General features: G+C 72.4%; 13 protein-coding genes. 8 read left to right on the forward strand and 5 right to left on the reverse strand.

The window, feature by feature from the left end:
* Genes C4V41_RS10615 through C4V41_RS10630 form a run of 4 tightly spaced genes read left to right on the forward strand, consistent with a single transcriptional unit; the run spans position 1 to position 2,997 of the window.
* Positions 1–771 (forward strand): thioesterase family protein, encoded by a 771-nt coding sequence (locus C4V41_RS10615; protein WP_103955567.1) that lies wholly within the window; start codon positions 1–3, stop codon positions 769–771.
* A 23-nt stretch (positions 772–794) separates the two neighbouring features.
* A complete protein-coding gene (locus C4V41_RS10620; RefSeq protein ID WP_103955568.1) occupies positions 795–1,550 on the forward strand; it encodes a LamB/YcsF family protein in 756 nt (251 codons plus the stop codon).
* Positions 1,547–2,158, forward strand: coding sequence for a 5-oxoprolinase subunit B family protein (locus C4V41_RS10625; protein WP_103955569.1), 612 nt, complete (start codon positions 1,547–1,549; stop codon positions 2,156–2,158). Before C4V41_RS10620 ends, C4V41_RS10625 begins: the two co-directional genes overlap by 4 nt.
* A complete protein-coding gene (locus C4V41_RS10630; protein WP_103955570.1) occupies positions 2,155–2,997 on the forward strand; it encodes a 5-oxoprolinase subunit C family protein in 843 nt (280 codons plus the stop codon). The genes C4V41_RS10625 and C4V41_RS10630 overlap by 4 nt, the downstream gene beginning before the upstream one ends.
* Here the strand turns inward: C4V41_RS10630 and C4V41_RS10635 are convergent.
* The gene (locus C4V41_RS10635; protein ID WP_103955571.1) at positions 2,975–3,805 is read right to left on the reverse strand and encodes a PhzF family phenazine biosynthesis protein; all 831 of its coding nucleotides are present in this window, start codon (positions 3,803–3,805) and stop codon (positions 2,975–2,977) included. The two genes, C4V41_RS10630 and C4V41_RS10635, sit on opposite strands and share 23 nt — an antisense overlap.
* A gap of 60 nt (positions 3,806–3,865) precedes the next feature.
* Here C4V41_RS10635 and sthA point away from each other — a divergent pair, with 60 nt between their 5' ends.
* Positions 3,866–5,278 (forward strand): Si-specific NAD(P)(+) transhydrogenase, encoded by a 1,413-nt coding sequence (gene sthA, locus C4V41_RS10640; RefSeq protein ID WP_103955572.1) that lies wholly within the window; start codon positions 3,866–3,868, stop codon positions 5,276–5,278.
* Positions 5,279–5,294: 16 nt separating this feature from the next.
* Here the strand turns inward: sthA and C4V41_RS10645 are convergent, their stop codons facing one another.
* From C4V41_RS10645 to C4V41_RS10660, 4 genes are all read right to left on the reverse strand, one after another.
* Positions 5,295–7,124 (reverse strand): ricin-type beta-trefoil lectin domain protein, encoded by a 1,830-nt coding sequence (locus C4V41_RS10645; RefSeq protein ID WP_200823862.1) that lies wholly within the window; start codon positions 7,122–7,124, stop codon positions 5,295–5,297.
* A 128-nt stretch (positions 7,125–7,252) separates the two neighbouring features.
* Positions 7,253–8,242, reverse strand: a complete 990-nt coding sequence (locus tag C4V41_RS10650; protein WP_103955741.1) for a LacI family DNA-binding transcriptional regulator — start codon at positions 8,240–8,242, stop codon at positions 7,253–7,255.
* Between the two features lie 23 nt (positions 8,243–8,265).
* Positions 8,266–8,961 carry a DoxX family protein gene (locus C4V41_RS10655; RefSeq protein ID WP_103955574.1) on the reverse strand — a complete coding sequence of 232 codons (696 nt, stop codon included), beginning with the start codon at positions 8,959–8,961 and terminating at the stop codon, positions 8,266–8,268.
* An 8-nt stretch (positions 8,962–8,969) separates the two neighbouring features.
* Entirely contained in the window at positions 8,970–10,499 is a 1,530-nt protein-coding gene (locus C4V41_RS10660) for an MFS transporter (protein WP_103955575.1), read from the reverse strand.
* A gap of 246 nt (positions 10,500–10,745) precedes the next feature.
* On the opposite strand from C4V41_RS10660, the gene C4V41_RS10665 reads away from it, so the two are divergent.
* Genes C4V41_RS10665 through C4V41_RS10675 form a run of 3 tightly spaced genes read left to right on the forward strand, consistent with a single transcriptional unit; the run spans position 10,746 to position 15,245 of the window.
* Positions 10,746–12,476 (forward strand): tetratricopeptide repeat protein, encoded by a 1,731-nt coding sequence (locus C4V41_RS10665; RefSeq protein WP_235030026.1) that lies wholly within the window; start codon positions 10,746–10,748, stop codon positions 12,474–12,476.
* Between the two features lie 16 nt (positions 12,477–12,492).
* Positions 12,493–12,894, forward strand: a complete 402-nt coding sequence (locus tag C4V41_RS62835) for an alpha/beta hydrolase family protein (RefSeq protein WP_200823863.1) — start codon at positions 12,493–12,495, stop codon at positions 12,892–12,894.
* Positions 12,894–15,245: an AAA family ATPase gene (locus C4V41_RS10675; protein ID WP_103955577.1), complete on the forward strand. Its 2,352-nt coding sequence runs from the start codon at positions 12,894–12,896 to the stop codon at positions 15,243–15,245. The genes C4V41_RS62835 and C4V41_RS10675 overlap by 1 nt, the downstream gene beginning before the upstream one ends.
* Positions 15,246–15,255 lie beyond the last annotated feature (10 nt).

The raw sequence follows: 15,255 nt of genomic DNA on the forward strand, positions 1-15,255 counted from the left end.
ATGGCGATGTACAGCCGGATCGGTGAAGGCCGTTACCTGGCATCCGAGCACACGCAGGGGCCCTGGGATCCCGGCACCCAGCACATGGGGCCCGTCACGGCCCTGATCGCGCACGAGCTCGCCCTGACCGCGCCACGCCCGGGGCTGGAGCCGTCCAGGCTGGTGGTGGACGTGTTCGCGCCGGTGCCGCTGGCCGAGCTGCAGGTCACGACCGAGGTGGCGCGCGACGGCAAGCGGGTGCAGTGCCTGACGGCGAGCGTCTCGTCCGGCGGCCGCGAATACGTCAGGGCGAGCGCCTGGCGCATCCGCGCGGCCGCCACGCCGCCGACGCCGGTGCCGGGACCGCCCGCCCCCATCCCGCCGCCCTCGGAGGAGCACCGCCGCTCGTGGCTGGGCTCGGGCTTCGGGTACGGCAAGGTCCTCGACTGGCGTTTCGTCACCGGCGGCCCCCTGCGGCTCGGCCCCGCCACGGTCTGGGGCAGGCTCACGACGCCGCTGGTCGAGGGCGAGGAGCTCACGCCCATGGAGGGCCTGGCGGCGTTCGCCGACAGCGGCAACGGCGTGAGCATGGCCCTCGACTTCGACGCCTACGTGTTCGCGAACGTGGATCTGACGATCTCCCTGTTCCGCGCCCCGGCCGGCGAGTGGTTCTGCATGGACGCCACCACCGTCATCGGCCCGGGCGGCCGGGGCCTGACCCGTTCCACGCTGTACGACGAGACCGGCGAACTCGGCACGGCGACGCAGACACTCTTCGTGACCCCTAGGTAGCCTCCCCGGGATAGCCTCTGTGCATGGTGATCGACCTCAACGCGGACCTGGGTGAGGGTTTCGGCATCTGGCGGCTCGGCGACGACCTCGCGCTGCTCGACATCGTCACGAGCGCCAACGTGGCCTGCGGCTTCCACGCGGGCGACCCGGTGACGATCCGGCGCACGTGCGCCGCGGCCGTCGACCGCGGTGTCACGATCGGGGCGCAGGTGTCCTATCGCGACCTGGCGCACTTCGGGCGCAGGGAGATGGACGTCGAGCCGGAGGAGCTGTGCGCCGAGGTGCTCTACCAGCTCGCGGCCGTCGACGGCATCGCCAGGGCCATGGGCGGCCGGGTCTCCTACGTCAAGCCGCACGGCGCGCTCTACAACCGGATCTGCCGCGACGAGATCCAGGCGGCGGCCGTGATCGACGCGGTGGCCGACTACGACCCGTCGCTGCCGGTGCTGACGCTGCCCGGTTCGGTGGTGCACAAGGTGGCGGCGGCCGAGGGCGTGCCGACGGTGAGCGAGGCGTTCGCGGACCGGGCGTACACGCCGCAGGGCATGCTGGTGCCGCGCCGCGAGGAGGGCGCGGTCATCCATGACGCCGCCGCGGTGCCCGCCAGGGCGCGCCAGATGGCCGTGGACGGCTCTGTAGTGGCCGCTGACGGGAGTTCTGTGCGGATTTCGGCGCGTTCCATCTGCGTGCACGGAGACACGCCTGACGCGGTACGTCTGGCGCAGGGCGTACGTGACGAGTTGCTGGCCGCCGGAGTGGTCCTGCAGGCGTTCGCGTGATCCGGGCGGCCGGGGAGCACGGGCTGCTGGTGGAGACCGGCTCCCTGGAGTTGTCGCACCGGCTGGACGCGGCGCTGCGGGCGAAACGGCCGGAAGGGGTCGTGGAGATCGTTCCCGGGCCCGACACCGTGCTCGTGGTGGCCCCCGGCGTGGATCGGGCGCGGCTGCGCGCGCGGCTGGAGGCGTTCGTCGCCGAAGAACGCGGCAAAAGCGGCGGGGCGGCGGAAGGGCCCGTGGTGACGATTCCCGTCGTCTATGACGGCGCGGATCTCGATTCCGTGGCGGAGCTGGCGGGGATCCCGGCCGGCGAGGTGGTCGCCCGGCACACCGGGCGGGAGCTGGTGGTGGGGTGGCTGGGGTTCGCGCCCGGGTTCGCCTACCTGACCGGGCTGGATCCGCTGCTGGAGACGCCCAGGCTGGACAGGCCGCGCACGTCGGTGCCCGCCGGGTCGGTGGCGGTGGCGGGGCCCTACTCGGCCGTCTATCCGGCGGCCTCTCCCGGCGGGTGGCGGCTGATCGGGCGCACTTCCGTGCGGGTGTGGGACGTGGCGGCGGACCCGCCGTCGCTGTTCAGGCCGGGGACACGCGTGCGGTTCGAACCCGCATGATCGAGGTCGTGACGCCGGGCCCGTACGCGACCGTCCAGGATCTGGGGCGGCCCGGCCTCGCCCACCTGGGGGTGCCCCGGTCGGGGGCGGCCGACGCGCCGAGCCTGCGGCTGGCCAACCGGCTCGTGGGCAACCCCGAGAGGCTGGCGGGGATCGAGCTGACGTTCGGGCGGGCCCGGCTGCGCTTCCTGGACGCGGCCTGGGTGGCCCTGGCGGGCGCGCCGCTGGCGTCGGAGGCCGGGATGGGAGCGCCGTTCTGGGTGCCGGCGGGCGGTGAGCTGCGGCTCGGGGCGCCCGTGCGCGGGCTGCGCACCTACCTGGCCGTGCGCGGCGGGATCGCGGTCGAGCCGGTGCTCGGCAGCCGCTCCACCGACTCGCTGTCGGGGCTCGGGCCCGAACCATTGCGGGCGGGCACGCTGCTGCCCGTGGGGCGGCCCGAGGGGGTGATCTCCGTGGACCTGGCGCCGCTGCCGGGGCCCGCCGACGGGCCGGCCGTGCTGGGGATCCTGCCGGGGCCGCGTGACGACTGGTTCGTGCCGGAGGCGCTGGAGACGCTGTGCGCGGGGCCGTACACGGTGAGTCAGGACAGCAACCGCGTCGGCGTGCGCCTGACCGGGCCCGGGCCGGCCCGGGCCAAGGAGGGCGAGCTGCCGAGCGAGGGCATGGTGGCCGGCGCGATCCAGGTGCCGCCGGACGGGCAGCCGATCGTGTTCCTCGCCGACCACCCGCCGACGGGCGGCTACCCCGTCATCGGGGTCGTGAGGACCGCGGACATCCCCGTCGCCGCGCAGCTCAGGCCGGGTGACGAGGTGCGGTTCACAACTCGACGTGGCCGTTGACGCAGGTGCGGACGGCGCCGGCCACCCAGACGTTCCCCTCGGGGTCTGCTGAGACGTGGATCCGGCCTGCGCGGTCGATCGCGGTGCCCTGGGAGACCACGTAGGGCGAGGTGGCGCGGCCCGTGCGCAGCAGCCACTGGCCCAGGGAAGCGTTCAGGCTGCCCGTCACCGGGTCCTCCGTGGTGGCGCCCTCATGGGCGATGAACGCCCTGACCTCGAACGCGTACGGCGACCCCGCCGGATACGGCCCCACCACGCCCACCTCGTGCGGCACCGCACCGGGACGCAGCGCGAGCACCGTCGCGGCGTCCGCGAGCAGCACCCCGATCCAGCCGGGACCGTTGTCGGCCCACTCGGCGCCCACGATGTCGCCCCGCCCGATCCCGAGCGAGGCGGCGATCCGCTCCAGGAGCTCCTCTGCCACCGGCCCCGAGCGCATCAGCGGCGGCGCCTGGAACGCCGGCCCGTCGTCCGTCATGCGCAGCGGCACGAGCCCGGCGCCGCATTCCTGGATCACCTCGCCGTCCTTGCGCGGCCGGCCTCCCGACTCCAGCCAGGCGTGGCAGGTGCCCAGGGTCGGGTGCCCGGCGAAGGGCAGCTCGGACTCGGTGGTGAAGATCCGTACCCGATAGTCGGCCTCGGGCGTGCTCGGGGGCAGCAGAAAGGTGGTCTCGGCCAGGTTCGTCCACCTGGCGAACCGCTGCATGTCCTCCGTGCTCAGCCCTTCGGAGTCCAGCACGACCGCGAGCGCGTTGCCCAGATAGGGGCCGGAGGGGAACACATCGACCTGCGTGAATCGGCGCAACATACTCCGGAGTCTCCCAGACAGGTCTTTTCCCGTTAACACGCCGCCCCCAGACTGGACGGTGTGGCGGACTTTGATGTTGTGGTCCTGGGTTCCGGACCTGGTGGGCAGAAGGCCGCGATCGCCGCGGCGAAACTCGGCAAGCGCGTGGCGGTGATCGAGAAACGACACATGCTCGGCGGCGTCTGCATCAACACGGGAACAATCCCGTCGAAGACGCTGCGCGAGGCCGTCCTCTATCTGACCGGACTCAACCAGCGGGAGCTGTACGGCGCCAGCTACCGCGTGAAGGACGAGATCACGGTCACCGACCTCGGAATGCGCACCCAGCACGTGATCGGCCGCGAGATCCAGGTGATCCGCAGCCAGCTCGCCCGCAACCACGTGACCGTGCTGCAGGGCACCGGCCGCTTCCTCGACGCCCACACGATCGGCATCACCGCCGAGGAGGAGCGCGAGGAGAAGAAGATCACCGCCGAGAAGATCGTGATCGCCACGGGCACCTCGCCCGCCCGGCCGTCCAGCGTCGAGTTCGACGACAGGACGGTCATCGACTCCGACGCGATCCTGCACCTCGACCGGGTCCCCGAGACGCTGGTCGTGGTGGGCGCCGGGGTGATCGGCATCGAGTACGCCTCCATGTTCGCCGCCCTCGGCACCAAGGTGACGGTGGTGGAGCGGCGCGAGCGCATGCTGGAGTTCTGCGACCTGGAGATCGTCGAAGCGCTGAAATACCACCTGCGCGACCTGGCGGTGACCTTCAGGTTCGGCGAGAGCGTGGCCGCCGTCGAGCGCCGCCCGCGCGGGGCGCTGACCCTGCTGGAGAGCGGCAAGAAGATCCCCGCCGACTGCGTCATGTACTCGGCCGGCCGCCAGGGCAAGACCTCCGAGCTGTTCCTGGAGGCCGCCGGCCTGGCCGCCGACGACCGCGGCCGGATCGCGGTGGACGAGAACTACGCCACCGAGGTGCCGCACATCTACGCGGTGGGCGACGTGATCGGCTTCCCGGCGCTGGCGGCCACGTCGATGGAGCAGGGCCGGCTGGCCGCGCAGCACGCCTGCGGCGAACCGGCCGGCGACCTGCACGAGCTGCCGCCCATCGGGATCTACACCATTCCCGAGATCAGCTTCGTCGGGAAGTCCGAGGACGAGCTGACCAGGGAGAAGGTGCCGTTCGAGGTGGGCATCTCGCGTTACCGGGAGCTGGCCAGGGGGCAGATCATCGGCGACTCGTACGGGATGCTCAAGCTGCTGGTGTCCTCCGAGGACCGGCGGCTGCTCGGCGTGCACGTGTTCGGCACGGGGGCGACGGAGCTGGTGCACATCGGGCAGACGGTCATGGGGTGCGGCGGGACGATCGACTACCTGGTCAACGCGGTGTTCAACTATCCGACGCTGGCGGAGTCGTACAAGGTGGCGGCGCTCGACGCGATGAACAAGATGCGGACGGTCGCCCGGCTCACCGCGGAGATGTGAGCCGGGCCCGCGTCACCTACGAGAGGGTCCACTTCTGGTTGGCGGCGCCCGTGCAGGTCCAGATCTGCAGGCGGGTGCCGTCGGCGGCGGTGTTGCCGGTGACGTCGGCGCACTTGTTCGCGGCCGGGTTCACCAGGTCGCGGCCGCCGGTGTAGGCCCACTGCTGGTTGGGGGTGCCGCCGCACGACCACAACTGCAGCTTGGCGCCGTCGGCGGTGCCGTGGCCGACGACGTCGAGGCACTTGCCGAGGGCGCGCAGCGTGCCGTCGCCGGGCCGGGTCCACTGCTGGGCGGCGGTGCCATTGCAGGTGTGGAGCCGGACTGCGGCGCCGTCGGCGCTGCTGCCGCCGGCCACGTCCACACACTTGCCGCCCAGCCCGGTGATCTGACCGTCTGAGCCCGGTGTGCCGGACCAGGTGAACGTCGCCGTCGTACGGGCCGGCAGCGTGTACGTGAAGGACTGGCCGCCCCAGTTCACCCTGACGGACTGGGCCGAGGTGCCGCCGTTGTGGGCGATGAGGGCCTTGGAGCCGTCGGGGTTGCGCCAGGCGACGTTCTGGACGGTGCCGTTGGCCGTCGAGTCGATCCGGTAGGCCCCCGGCCGGACGAACTTGGTCAGGTGCCCGGTCGTGTAGTACTCGATCGTGTAGTCCACCTGCCCCGCCCGCGAGCCGCCCTCCTGGACGGTGATCAGGCCGGTGCACGTGCCGCAGCCGCCGTTGTGCGGCCCCATGCTCTGGTTGAGCGCCAGCGACCACTTCACCAGGCTGCCGCTCCAGTTGCGGGCGTACGTCACGATGTCGGCCATGTCCTCGTTGTGCTGGTTGCCGATCCAGGTGCCGCCCGAGTGCTCGGTGCTGAACTGCCGTACCGACGGATACTGATGGTGCACCTGCGTGCCGACCGCCGGGTCGCCCCCGTAGCCGTGCCAGGCGATGCCGCCGAACAGCGGGTCGCCGCGCAGCGCCGCGTCGGCCAGGATGGGGCTGCCGATCTGACCGTAGTCGCCGTAGTTCCAGTCGTGCACGAGCACCTTCGTGGTGATCCCGGCGGCGCGGAAGGCCGGGTAGACGAAGTTCTTGGTGAGCTCGATCAGGCCGGAGGCGTTCCAGGACATGCCGGGGTAGTTCATGGCCGTGGGGTTGGACGCCTGGCAGCAGTTGGGCTCGTTCTGGACGGAGACGTAGTTCACCGGGATCCCGGCGGCCTGGTAGCTCTGGACGTACTTGACCAGGTATTGAGCGTAGGTGGCGTAGTGCTCCCACTTCAGCCAGCCCATCTGGTCCATCCGGCCGTTGTCCTTCATCCAGCCGGGGGCGCTCCACGGCACGCCCTTGACCCGCAGCGCCGGGTTGAGCTGCTTGGCCTGGGCGGTCAGGAGCCGCACGTCGGTGTCGTAGCCGTTGGCGCCGAAGTCGTTCAGGTCGCAGCAGGTGTCGTCGAGCGAGACCATCCCGGGACGGGACAGGTCGGAGGCGCCGATCGGGTTGCGGACGAACGACAGGCCGATCCCGTCCGTCGGCGAGAACAGCCGGCGCATCGTCGCGTCGCGCGTGGCGGCGCTGACGGGGCCGCCACGCAGCAGGTACGCGGTCGTGTCCGTGATCGACGCACCCCCGCCCTCGAACTGCTGGTACGTGGTGCCCTCGTTGACGGTGATCGTGTGATTCGCGCTGCCGCCGGCGGGGCCGAAGGCGAGGGGCGACTGCTGCTGGAGCCCGCGGGTGACGGTGCGGCCGCCCGCGTCGGAGGTGGTGGTGAGCCAGACGTCCACCGGTTCGCCGGCTGCCAGGGCCGGGACGGGCGTGACCACCGCCCAGGCTAACGCGAGAAGGATCCTGAGCACGGCTGGGGTCCTTTCGGGGGGTATGCCCTTGTAACACATGAAACAAAAAGGAAACTTTCCTTCGCAAAAGCAGTGCAACATGTGTCAAGGCACGCGTCAATGCGATGAAACAAATGAAACAACCGCCGTCAGACCGGCCCCGTGGAGCCCCGGACGACCAGTTCGGTGCCCAGCGAGACGTGCAGCGCCTCCAGCGTGTGCCGGCCGAGCAGCCGCATCAGCAGCGTCACCGCCATCCGCCCCATCTCCTGCAATGGCTGGCGCACCGTGGTGAGCGCGGGCGAGGTCGCCCTGCTGACGTCGATGTCGTCGAACCCCGCCACCGACAGGTCACCGGGCACGCTCAGCCCGCGCTCGGCGGCCGCCAGCAGCGCCCCGACCGCCATCTTGTCGTTGAACGCCACCAGCGCCGTCGGCCGCTCCGGCAGGTCGAGCAGCTCGCAGGCCGCCCGATAGCCGTGCTCGGTGTTCGGCTCGGGCACCTGGCGCAGCAGCTCGGGCGCGGGCAGCACCCCGGCGTCGGCCAGCGAGGCGGTGTAGCCCGCCAGCCGGGCCCCGCTCGGCAGCCACTCCACCGGGCCGCCGATGATCCCGACCCGGCGGTGGCCCAGCTCCACCACGTGGGCCATCAGGGTGCGCCCGCCGGCGAAGTTCGCGGCGGACACGGCCACGATGTCCTTCGGCGGCGGGGTCCTCGGGTCGATCACCACGAAGGGGAAGCCGCGGTCGCGCAGGCGTACGAGCTCGTCGCCCGGCTCGGGCGGCAGGATCAGGATCGCGCCCGCCACCCCGGGCCGGTCGGGCAGCCCCGGCAGCACCTCGCTCTCCTGGGCCGCCTCCCCCGCCCCCAAAATCATCTGGCGGCCGTGCAGCTCGATGGTCTCGCCGACCGACGAGACGATGTGCCCGAAATAGTCGGTCAGCAGGTACGGGCAGCGCACGTAGACGGCCCCCACGGGCGCGTCCGGCGCCACGCGGGGCCTGGGCGCCTGGTCGCCGAGCCGGCCGACGGCCCGCAGCACCAGGTCGCGGGTGTGCGGGGCGACGTTGGACCGGCCGTTGAGCACCCGTGAGACGGTCGCGATGGACAGGCCGGTCTCGGCGGCGACGTCGCGCACGGTCGCGCGCACCCTGCCGCCCGCTATTCGGCGGTGGTACGGCGACCGCGGGGCGGCGGCTTCTTGCGACCGGCCACCAGCGTGTCCCCAGGAGCGGGGGCGGACTCCTCGGCCGGTTTCGGCTTCGCCTCACCGCTCTGCGCGCGAACCCGGGGATGCGGCTTGGTGTCCTCTGAGGCCGACGCCTCCGGCTCCTTCTTCTTCTCCTGCGCGGACTCGGCTGGTTTGTCCGGATCGCGCAGCGAGGCGATGACCTGGTCGGCCTCGTTGTCGGCGGCGAACTCGCTCGCCGCCTCCGATTCCCTCCGGCGGATCACCACCATGTGGTCGACCGACACCCGTCCCGCGCCGACGACGGCGAGCAGGAGGGAGGCGGCTCCGAGCAGGATCAGCTCGTTGAGGCTGATGGGGTTGAGCGGCGGGGCCACGAGGAAGACCGCCAGCGCCTCGGCGAAGAGGATGAGGCCGGTGGTGGAGACCGCCAGACCGGCGATCAGCAGCGCGCCGCCGATGAGCTCGGCCAGCATGGTGACCGTGGCCCAGGCTCCGGGAGCCGGGGCGCCCTGCTCAAGGAATTTCGCGCCGGTGGTGATCAGACCGTCTTCCAGCTTGGTCCAGCCATTGGCGAAGAAAATACCGCCCACACCTACGCGGGCGACTAATGCAGCAAGATCACGAAGGACCTGTTTCACGCTATTTGTCTGCCCTAATCGGGACATGGCACACCTCAATCACGGCTGAGCAGCATGGCCACCGCGACGGCGGTCAGGCTGAGCAGGACGACGCTCACGACCACGGTCGTGTGCAGGGCGTTGACGAAGGCCCATCGGGCGGCGTCGAGGAGCGCGCCGCCCGCGCCGCCGCCGATCTCGCCGGCGACGTGCGCGGCGGAGGCCAGCGACTGCCGGGCCTTGTCCATTCCACCCTCGGACACTCCGGGCACGGCGGGCAGGCCGGGCGCGTACACGATCGCGGTGATCGTGCCGAGCACGGCCACGCCCAGGCCGGCGCCCAGTTCGTACGCGGTCTCCTCGATGGCCGCGGCGCCGCCCGCCTGGGACTCCGACGCCGAGGACATGATCGTGTCGGACGCGGCCAGCAGCGCCACCTGCACGCCGAACCCGATGCCGATGAAGCAGAGCGCCAGCATCACCGGGTGGCCCTCGACGCCCCACGTCAGCGTCGGGGTCAGGGCCAGCGCGACGAGCGCGAGACCGCCGCTCATCGTGGCCCGCAGGCCGATCTTCGGCAGGATGTGGGCGGCGGCGAGCCCGCCGGAGATGGCGGAGACGACCAGGGGCAACATCCTGACGGCGGCCCGCAGTGGGCTGTCGCCGAGCACGAGCTGCAGATATTGGGCGAGCATGAGCTGCAGGCCCACCAGCGCGAACACGCCGAGCAGCACGCCCACGACCCCGGTCGTGAACTCGCGCCGCCTGAACAGGCCGACCTCCAGCAGCGGCGCCCGCAGCCGGGTCTGCCGCCGCGCGAACGCCACCAGCAGCCCCAGCCCGGTCAGGAAGACCAGGATCGAGGCCCAGAGCGGCATCAGGCTGCCCGAGCCCGCCTCCTTCAGCCCGAAGGCCAGCGCCAGGATGCCGAGCACGGACAGCACGGCGCTGACGGCGTCCCATGGCCGGTCCCGGCGCAGGCGCGACTCCGGCAGCAGCCGGACGGCGGCGGGCAGCAGCACCAGCAGGATCGGCACGTTGATGAGGAAGACCGCGCCCCACCACCAGCCGACGAGCACGCCGCCGATGAGCGGCCCGACGGCCGCGCCGGCCGCGGCGACCGCGCTCCAGACGCCGAGCGCGATGGCCCGCTCGCGCCGGTCGGTGAACACCTGGCGGATGAGCGAGAGGGTGGCCGGCATGATCATCGCGCCGCCGACGCCGAGCAGCGCCCTGGCCAGGATGAGGCTCAGCGCCGTGGGGGCGAACGCGGCCGCGGCCGAGGCCACGCCGAACAGCACGAAGCCGAGCAGGACCAGTCGTTTGCGGCCGTATTTGTCGCCGAGCGTGCCGAACATGATCAGCAGCGGCGCGACCACCAGCGAGTAGATGTCGATGATCCACAGGAGCTGGACCGCGGACGGTTCGAGCGCGGCGGTGAGGGCGGGCACCGCGATGTGCAGGACCGTCGCGTCCACCGTGATCAGCAGCAGGCTCAGGCAGAGCAGCACGAGAATGGACCAGCGGTGGTCTCCGTGCTCCCGGTCGGCAGTCCGTACGAGGGGTGCGGCCTGTGTGACGGTCATGGGCCTCCTTGCAGGCCGAATCCGTGTCACAGGGCCCGCGCGTGCTGTTGGTCGGCGGAGCCGCGACCTGGCGCTCGCTCCTCCCGAGCTCGGCCACCTGGCTCCGGCGCTCCGGCTTGCGTGGCAGCTTAGGCCATGCCAGGGACTTGTCATAGCGGTATCGGCTGATCCGGGGTCAGCCCGTACCTCTCTAGAGAGATACAGCCATATGTCGGTATCTATCCAACATTCGTCCGCCAACCGATCATGGGACTCGTGGGGACCGATGGACGTGGCAGAAAAGGCAACCTATCCGACCGGTCCGCACGCGACTGGTGTGACGAGGCTCTGACCAGGCTCACCGCGGGCCGTCCCGAGTCAGCGCTGGAGGCCGCCCGCCGGGCCGCGGACCTCGATCCGGCCGCCGAGTGGCCGCACCGGCTCATCAGCCTCGCCCATGAGCGGCTGGGCCGTGACGCCGACGCGCTGCCCGCCGCCGAGCGGGCCGTGGAGCTGGCCCGCGGCTCCTGGCCGGCCCGGCTGCGGCTGGCCTCGCTGCTGCGCCGGGTGCCCGGCCGCTGGCGGGAGGCGGCCGAGCACGCCACGCTGGCCGGGAAGTTCGCGCCCGAGCGGCCGTGGCCCGCGATCATGCTGGGCGACCTGGCCCTGCTGCGCGGCGAGCACGCCCGCGCCGAGCGGTCCTACCGGGAGGCGCTGGCCATTGACCCCGGCGCCGCCCAGGCCCGTGTGAACCTGGGGCTGGCCCTGCTGCGCTGGGAACGGCCCCGTCCGCACCACGATCCGGCCTGGCCGGTCGATCCGCGCGACACCGGCCGGGCCAGGCGCGCGCTGGAGGTCTGGTCCCGTCAGGTGCGCCTGCTGGTCGCCGTGGCCACGGTCGCGATCGCCGCGTGCGCGCTCCTTCTCGATCTGGGGGCGCAGATCGGCGGTTTCGCCGTGCTCGCCCTGCTGGTGCCGCTCACGGTCAGGCACGCGCGGCGGGTCGGCGTCTGGCCGTACGTGCCGGCGATGTTCCGCGCGGACCCCTGGCTGGGGGCGTCCGTCGCGGCGGCGGCGCTGTCGGTGGCGGTGTTCGCGGTCTGGCTGCTGCTGGGCCCGGTCCCGCCGTCCACCCTTGATCCCGTACGGGCCGGCCTGGCGGGCATCCTGATGCTGGGCTGGCCGGCGCTGGCGGCGGTGCGCGCGCTGACCGAGGCCTGGCGCGGGCGGCCGCTGCGGGCCCTGGCCGAGCTGGAACGGGCGCGGGCGGCCGAGCGGTCGGCCAGAAGGAACCTCGGCATCACACTCTGGACTCTGCTCGGCAGGACCTGGTCGGTGCTGGTGCTCGTGGTGGCCGTGGCCCTCGTGGTGGAGCCGGCGGCGGCCGTGGTGGCGGTGGTGGTGCCGTACCCGCTGGTGCGGAGCTGCCTGCGCGCCCGCTACGGCGACGACGGGTGGCTGCTCGCCGCGACCGGGCTCGTCGTGCTGTCGGCCGCCGCCTGCGCAGTGGCCGGGCCGCTGGGGTCGGCGTGGGCGTGGCGGATCGGGCTGGGCGCGCTCGGCGCGACGGTGGTCGTGTTCGTGGCGCGCGCCCTGCGCGCGTGGTGGCGGGGCGGCCCGGGGCCGTGGCGCTCCTCCCTGCTCATGTGCGACCTGCCCATGGGGGCCGAGCCGTCGGTCGCGCTGGACTCGGAGGTACGCCAGACCTTCTCCTATGCCCGCGGCATCGTCCTGTCCTACGGCGACGCCCTCGGCCCCCGGGTCGCCGGCGCCGTGGCCTCGGTCACCTCATCGGGCGAGCTGCGCCTGATCGCCGAGACCGAGGCCTGGGACGCCATCGAGGAGGACCCCCGGGTGGCCGTGTTCGCCGCCGACCCGCTGCAGCGGCGGTTCTGGGTCGAGGTGCGCGGGATCGCCCTGGCCGACTCGGACGTCCTGCGCGTCACGCCCAAGCAGGTCCTCGTCGGCGAATTCCCCGGCCGGCACCAGCGGCGCTGAACTAGAATGTTGTTCTATGCGAGTATTGCGCACCCCCGAAGAGCGCTTCGCGAACCTCCCCGGCTTCCCCTACGAGCCCCGCTACGCCGACCTCCCCGGCGGCCCGCGGATGGCCTACGTCGAGGCGGGCCCCACCGGCGGCGAGCCCGTCGTGCTGCTGCACGGCGAGCCGAGCTGGTCGTTCCTCTACCGGCACGTCATGCGCGAGCTGGCCGCGGCCGGGCTGCGCGCGATCGCGGTGGACCTCGTCTGGCCTGCGACATCCTGTGATCAAGGGCGCCGGGCACTTCCTCCAGGAGGACGCGGGCTCCGATCTGGGGCGTCAGATCGCCGTTTTCGTGACCTCCACCTAGCGTGTCAGGACCGCCCAATCGTCCGTCCGGTGCGGTATAACCGGGGGCGGACCGGGGAGGCGTGATGCAGGAGTCCGGCAGGACCCAGGCCGCGGGGCGGGCCGCGGCGCGGGATCTGTTCGAGAAGGTGCGGCAGCGTTATTTCCAGATCCCCCCGGCGGTGCGCCGGGTGCTCTACGTGGCGGTCCTCGTCGTCACCATGGGCGTGGGCGCCGCACTCGGCTGGGATCTGATCCAGACCTTCCCCCTCGTGCTCATGCTGCTCGCCTTCGTCGCGCTGACCATGCGCTTTCCCCGCGCCGCCGCCACCGCCCTGGTGGTCGCGGGCTGGGTGGCGCTCGCCCTGCCGGTCTTCTCCGGGCTCTTCCCCCCGGGCTCTGCCTCGGTGCACCTGATGGTCGCGCTCGCGCTGCCCGTGGCCGCCGCCGCGCACCTCATCGCCTGGGTGACGCCGTGGGTGAGCACGCTGTTCGCGCTCGTGCCCGCGGGCCTGCTCGGCGCCGCCGTCTCCCCCGCCTCCGAGGGCGCCTCGCTCTGGGCGGCCTACGCCGCGGCCACGGCCGTCCTCGTCTACCGGTTCGTGCTCGCCCGCAAGGCCAGGGCCGCGAAGGCCGCCGCCGAGGAGCGGCAGGTCCGCGTCAGGGTGCGCGAGGGCAGGCCCGAGGCGCCGCAGGACCGGACGGGCGCGCCGCCGCAGATCTCCGTCGAGGAGGCGCTCAGCGAGCTGGAGAGCATGATCGGCCTGGCGCCGGTCAAAGAGCAGGTGCGCTCCATCGCCGCCTCCATCGAGGCGTCCAGGCTGCGCGCCGAGGCCGGCTACACCACCGAGCGGCCCACCAGGCACTTCGTCTTCGCCGGCCCGCCCGGCACCGGCAAGACCAGCGTCGCCCGCGCGCTGGCCAAGATCTTCTACGCGTTCGGCCTGCTGGAGACCCCCTACGTGGTCGAGGCGCAGCGGGCCGACCTGGTGGGCGAGTTCCTGGGCGCGACCGCGATCAAGACCAACGAGCTGGTCGACCGGGCGCTCGGCGGCGTGCTGTTCATCGACGAGGCGTACGGCCTGATGAACTCCTCCGACGGCCAGCCCGACCGGTTCGGCGCCGAGGCGGTGCAGACCCTGCTCAAACGGGCCGAGGACGACCGCGACCGCCTGATCATCATCCTGGCCGGCTACGAGCAGGAGATGGGCTCGTTCCTGTCCAGCAACCCGGGCCTGGCCAGCAGGTTCGCGACCCGGGTGCGCTTTCCCGGCTACTCCCCCGCCGAGCTGGTCGAGGTCACCGGGCTGCTGCAGCGGCGCAGGGGCGACACGATGAGCGACGAGACGCGCCGGGTGCTGCTCGGCCTCTTCGACGACGTGCACCGGCGCGGCCTGATCGACGAGCTGGGCAACGCCAGGTTCGCGCGCAGCCTGGCCGAGGCCGCCGCGCAGGCCCGCGACGTCCGCGTGGTGGGCGCCGGCGGCACCCCCACCACCGAAGACCTGGTGACGACCACCACGCCCGACGTGACCAAGGCGTTCGGCGAGCTGACCGCCCGCTTCCGCGGCTACGTGGCCACGCCCACGCTGGAGGAGGCGCTGGCCGACCTCGACAGGATGGCCGGGCTGGCGCCGGTCAAGCGGCAGGTGCACGCGATCGCGGCCCAGCTCCAGGTGGCCAGGATGCGGCAGGAGCGCGGGCTGCCCACGCCGGCGCAGATGCGGCACTTCGTGTTCGCGGGGCCGCCCGGCACCGGCAAGACCACCGTGGCCAGGGTCCTGGGCCGGGTGTTCGCCGCGCTCGGCCTGCTGGCCAGGCCCGACGTGGTCGAGGCGCACCGGGCCGACCTGGTCGGCCAGCACCTGGGCGCGACCGCGATCAAGACCAACGAGCTGGTCGACCGGGCGCTCGGCGGCGTGCTGTTCATCGACGAGGCCTACAGCCTGGTCAACCCCGGCTACCAGGGCGGCGACGCGTTCGGCGCCGAGGCCGTGCAGACCCTGCTCAAACGGGCCGAGGACGACCGCGACCGGCTCGTCATCGTGCTGGCCGGCTACGAGCGCGAGATGAGCACCTTCCTGGCCAGCAACCCCGGCCTGGCCAGCCGGTTCAACCAGCGAGTGAACTTCCCCAGCTACTCGCCGCCCGAGCTGACCGAGATCGCGGTGCTGCTCGCGGAGAAGTCCGGCGACACCTTCGACGACGAGGGGCTGGTCCGGCTCGACGAGGTGTTCGCGTACGTGTGCGAGCAGCGGCTGATCGACGGGCTCGGCAACGGCCGCTTCGCCAGGTCGCTCTTCGAGCGGGCCGCCATGCGCCGCGACGTGCGCCTGGCCGCCCACGCCGCCGGCGGCGGCTCCGCCAGCTCGGCCGACCTGACGACCATCACCGGCGAGGACGTCCGCACCGCGGTCGACGAACTGACCGGACGTTGACCTCTTTCGC

The sequence above is a fragment of the Nonomuraea solani genome, assembly GCF_900108335.1.
Taxonomy (GTDB): domain Bacteria; phylum Actinomycetota; class Actinomycetes; order Streptosporangiales; family Streptosporangiaceae; genus Nonomuraea; species Nonomuraea solani.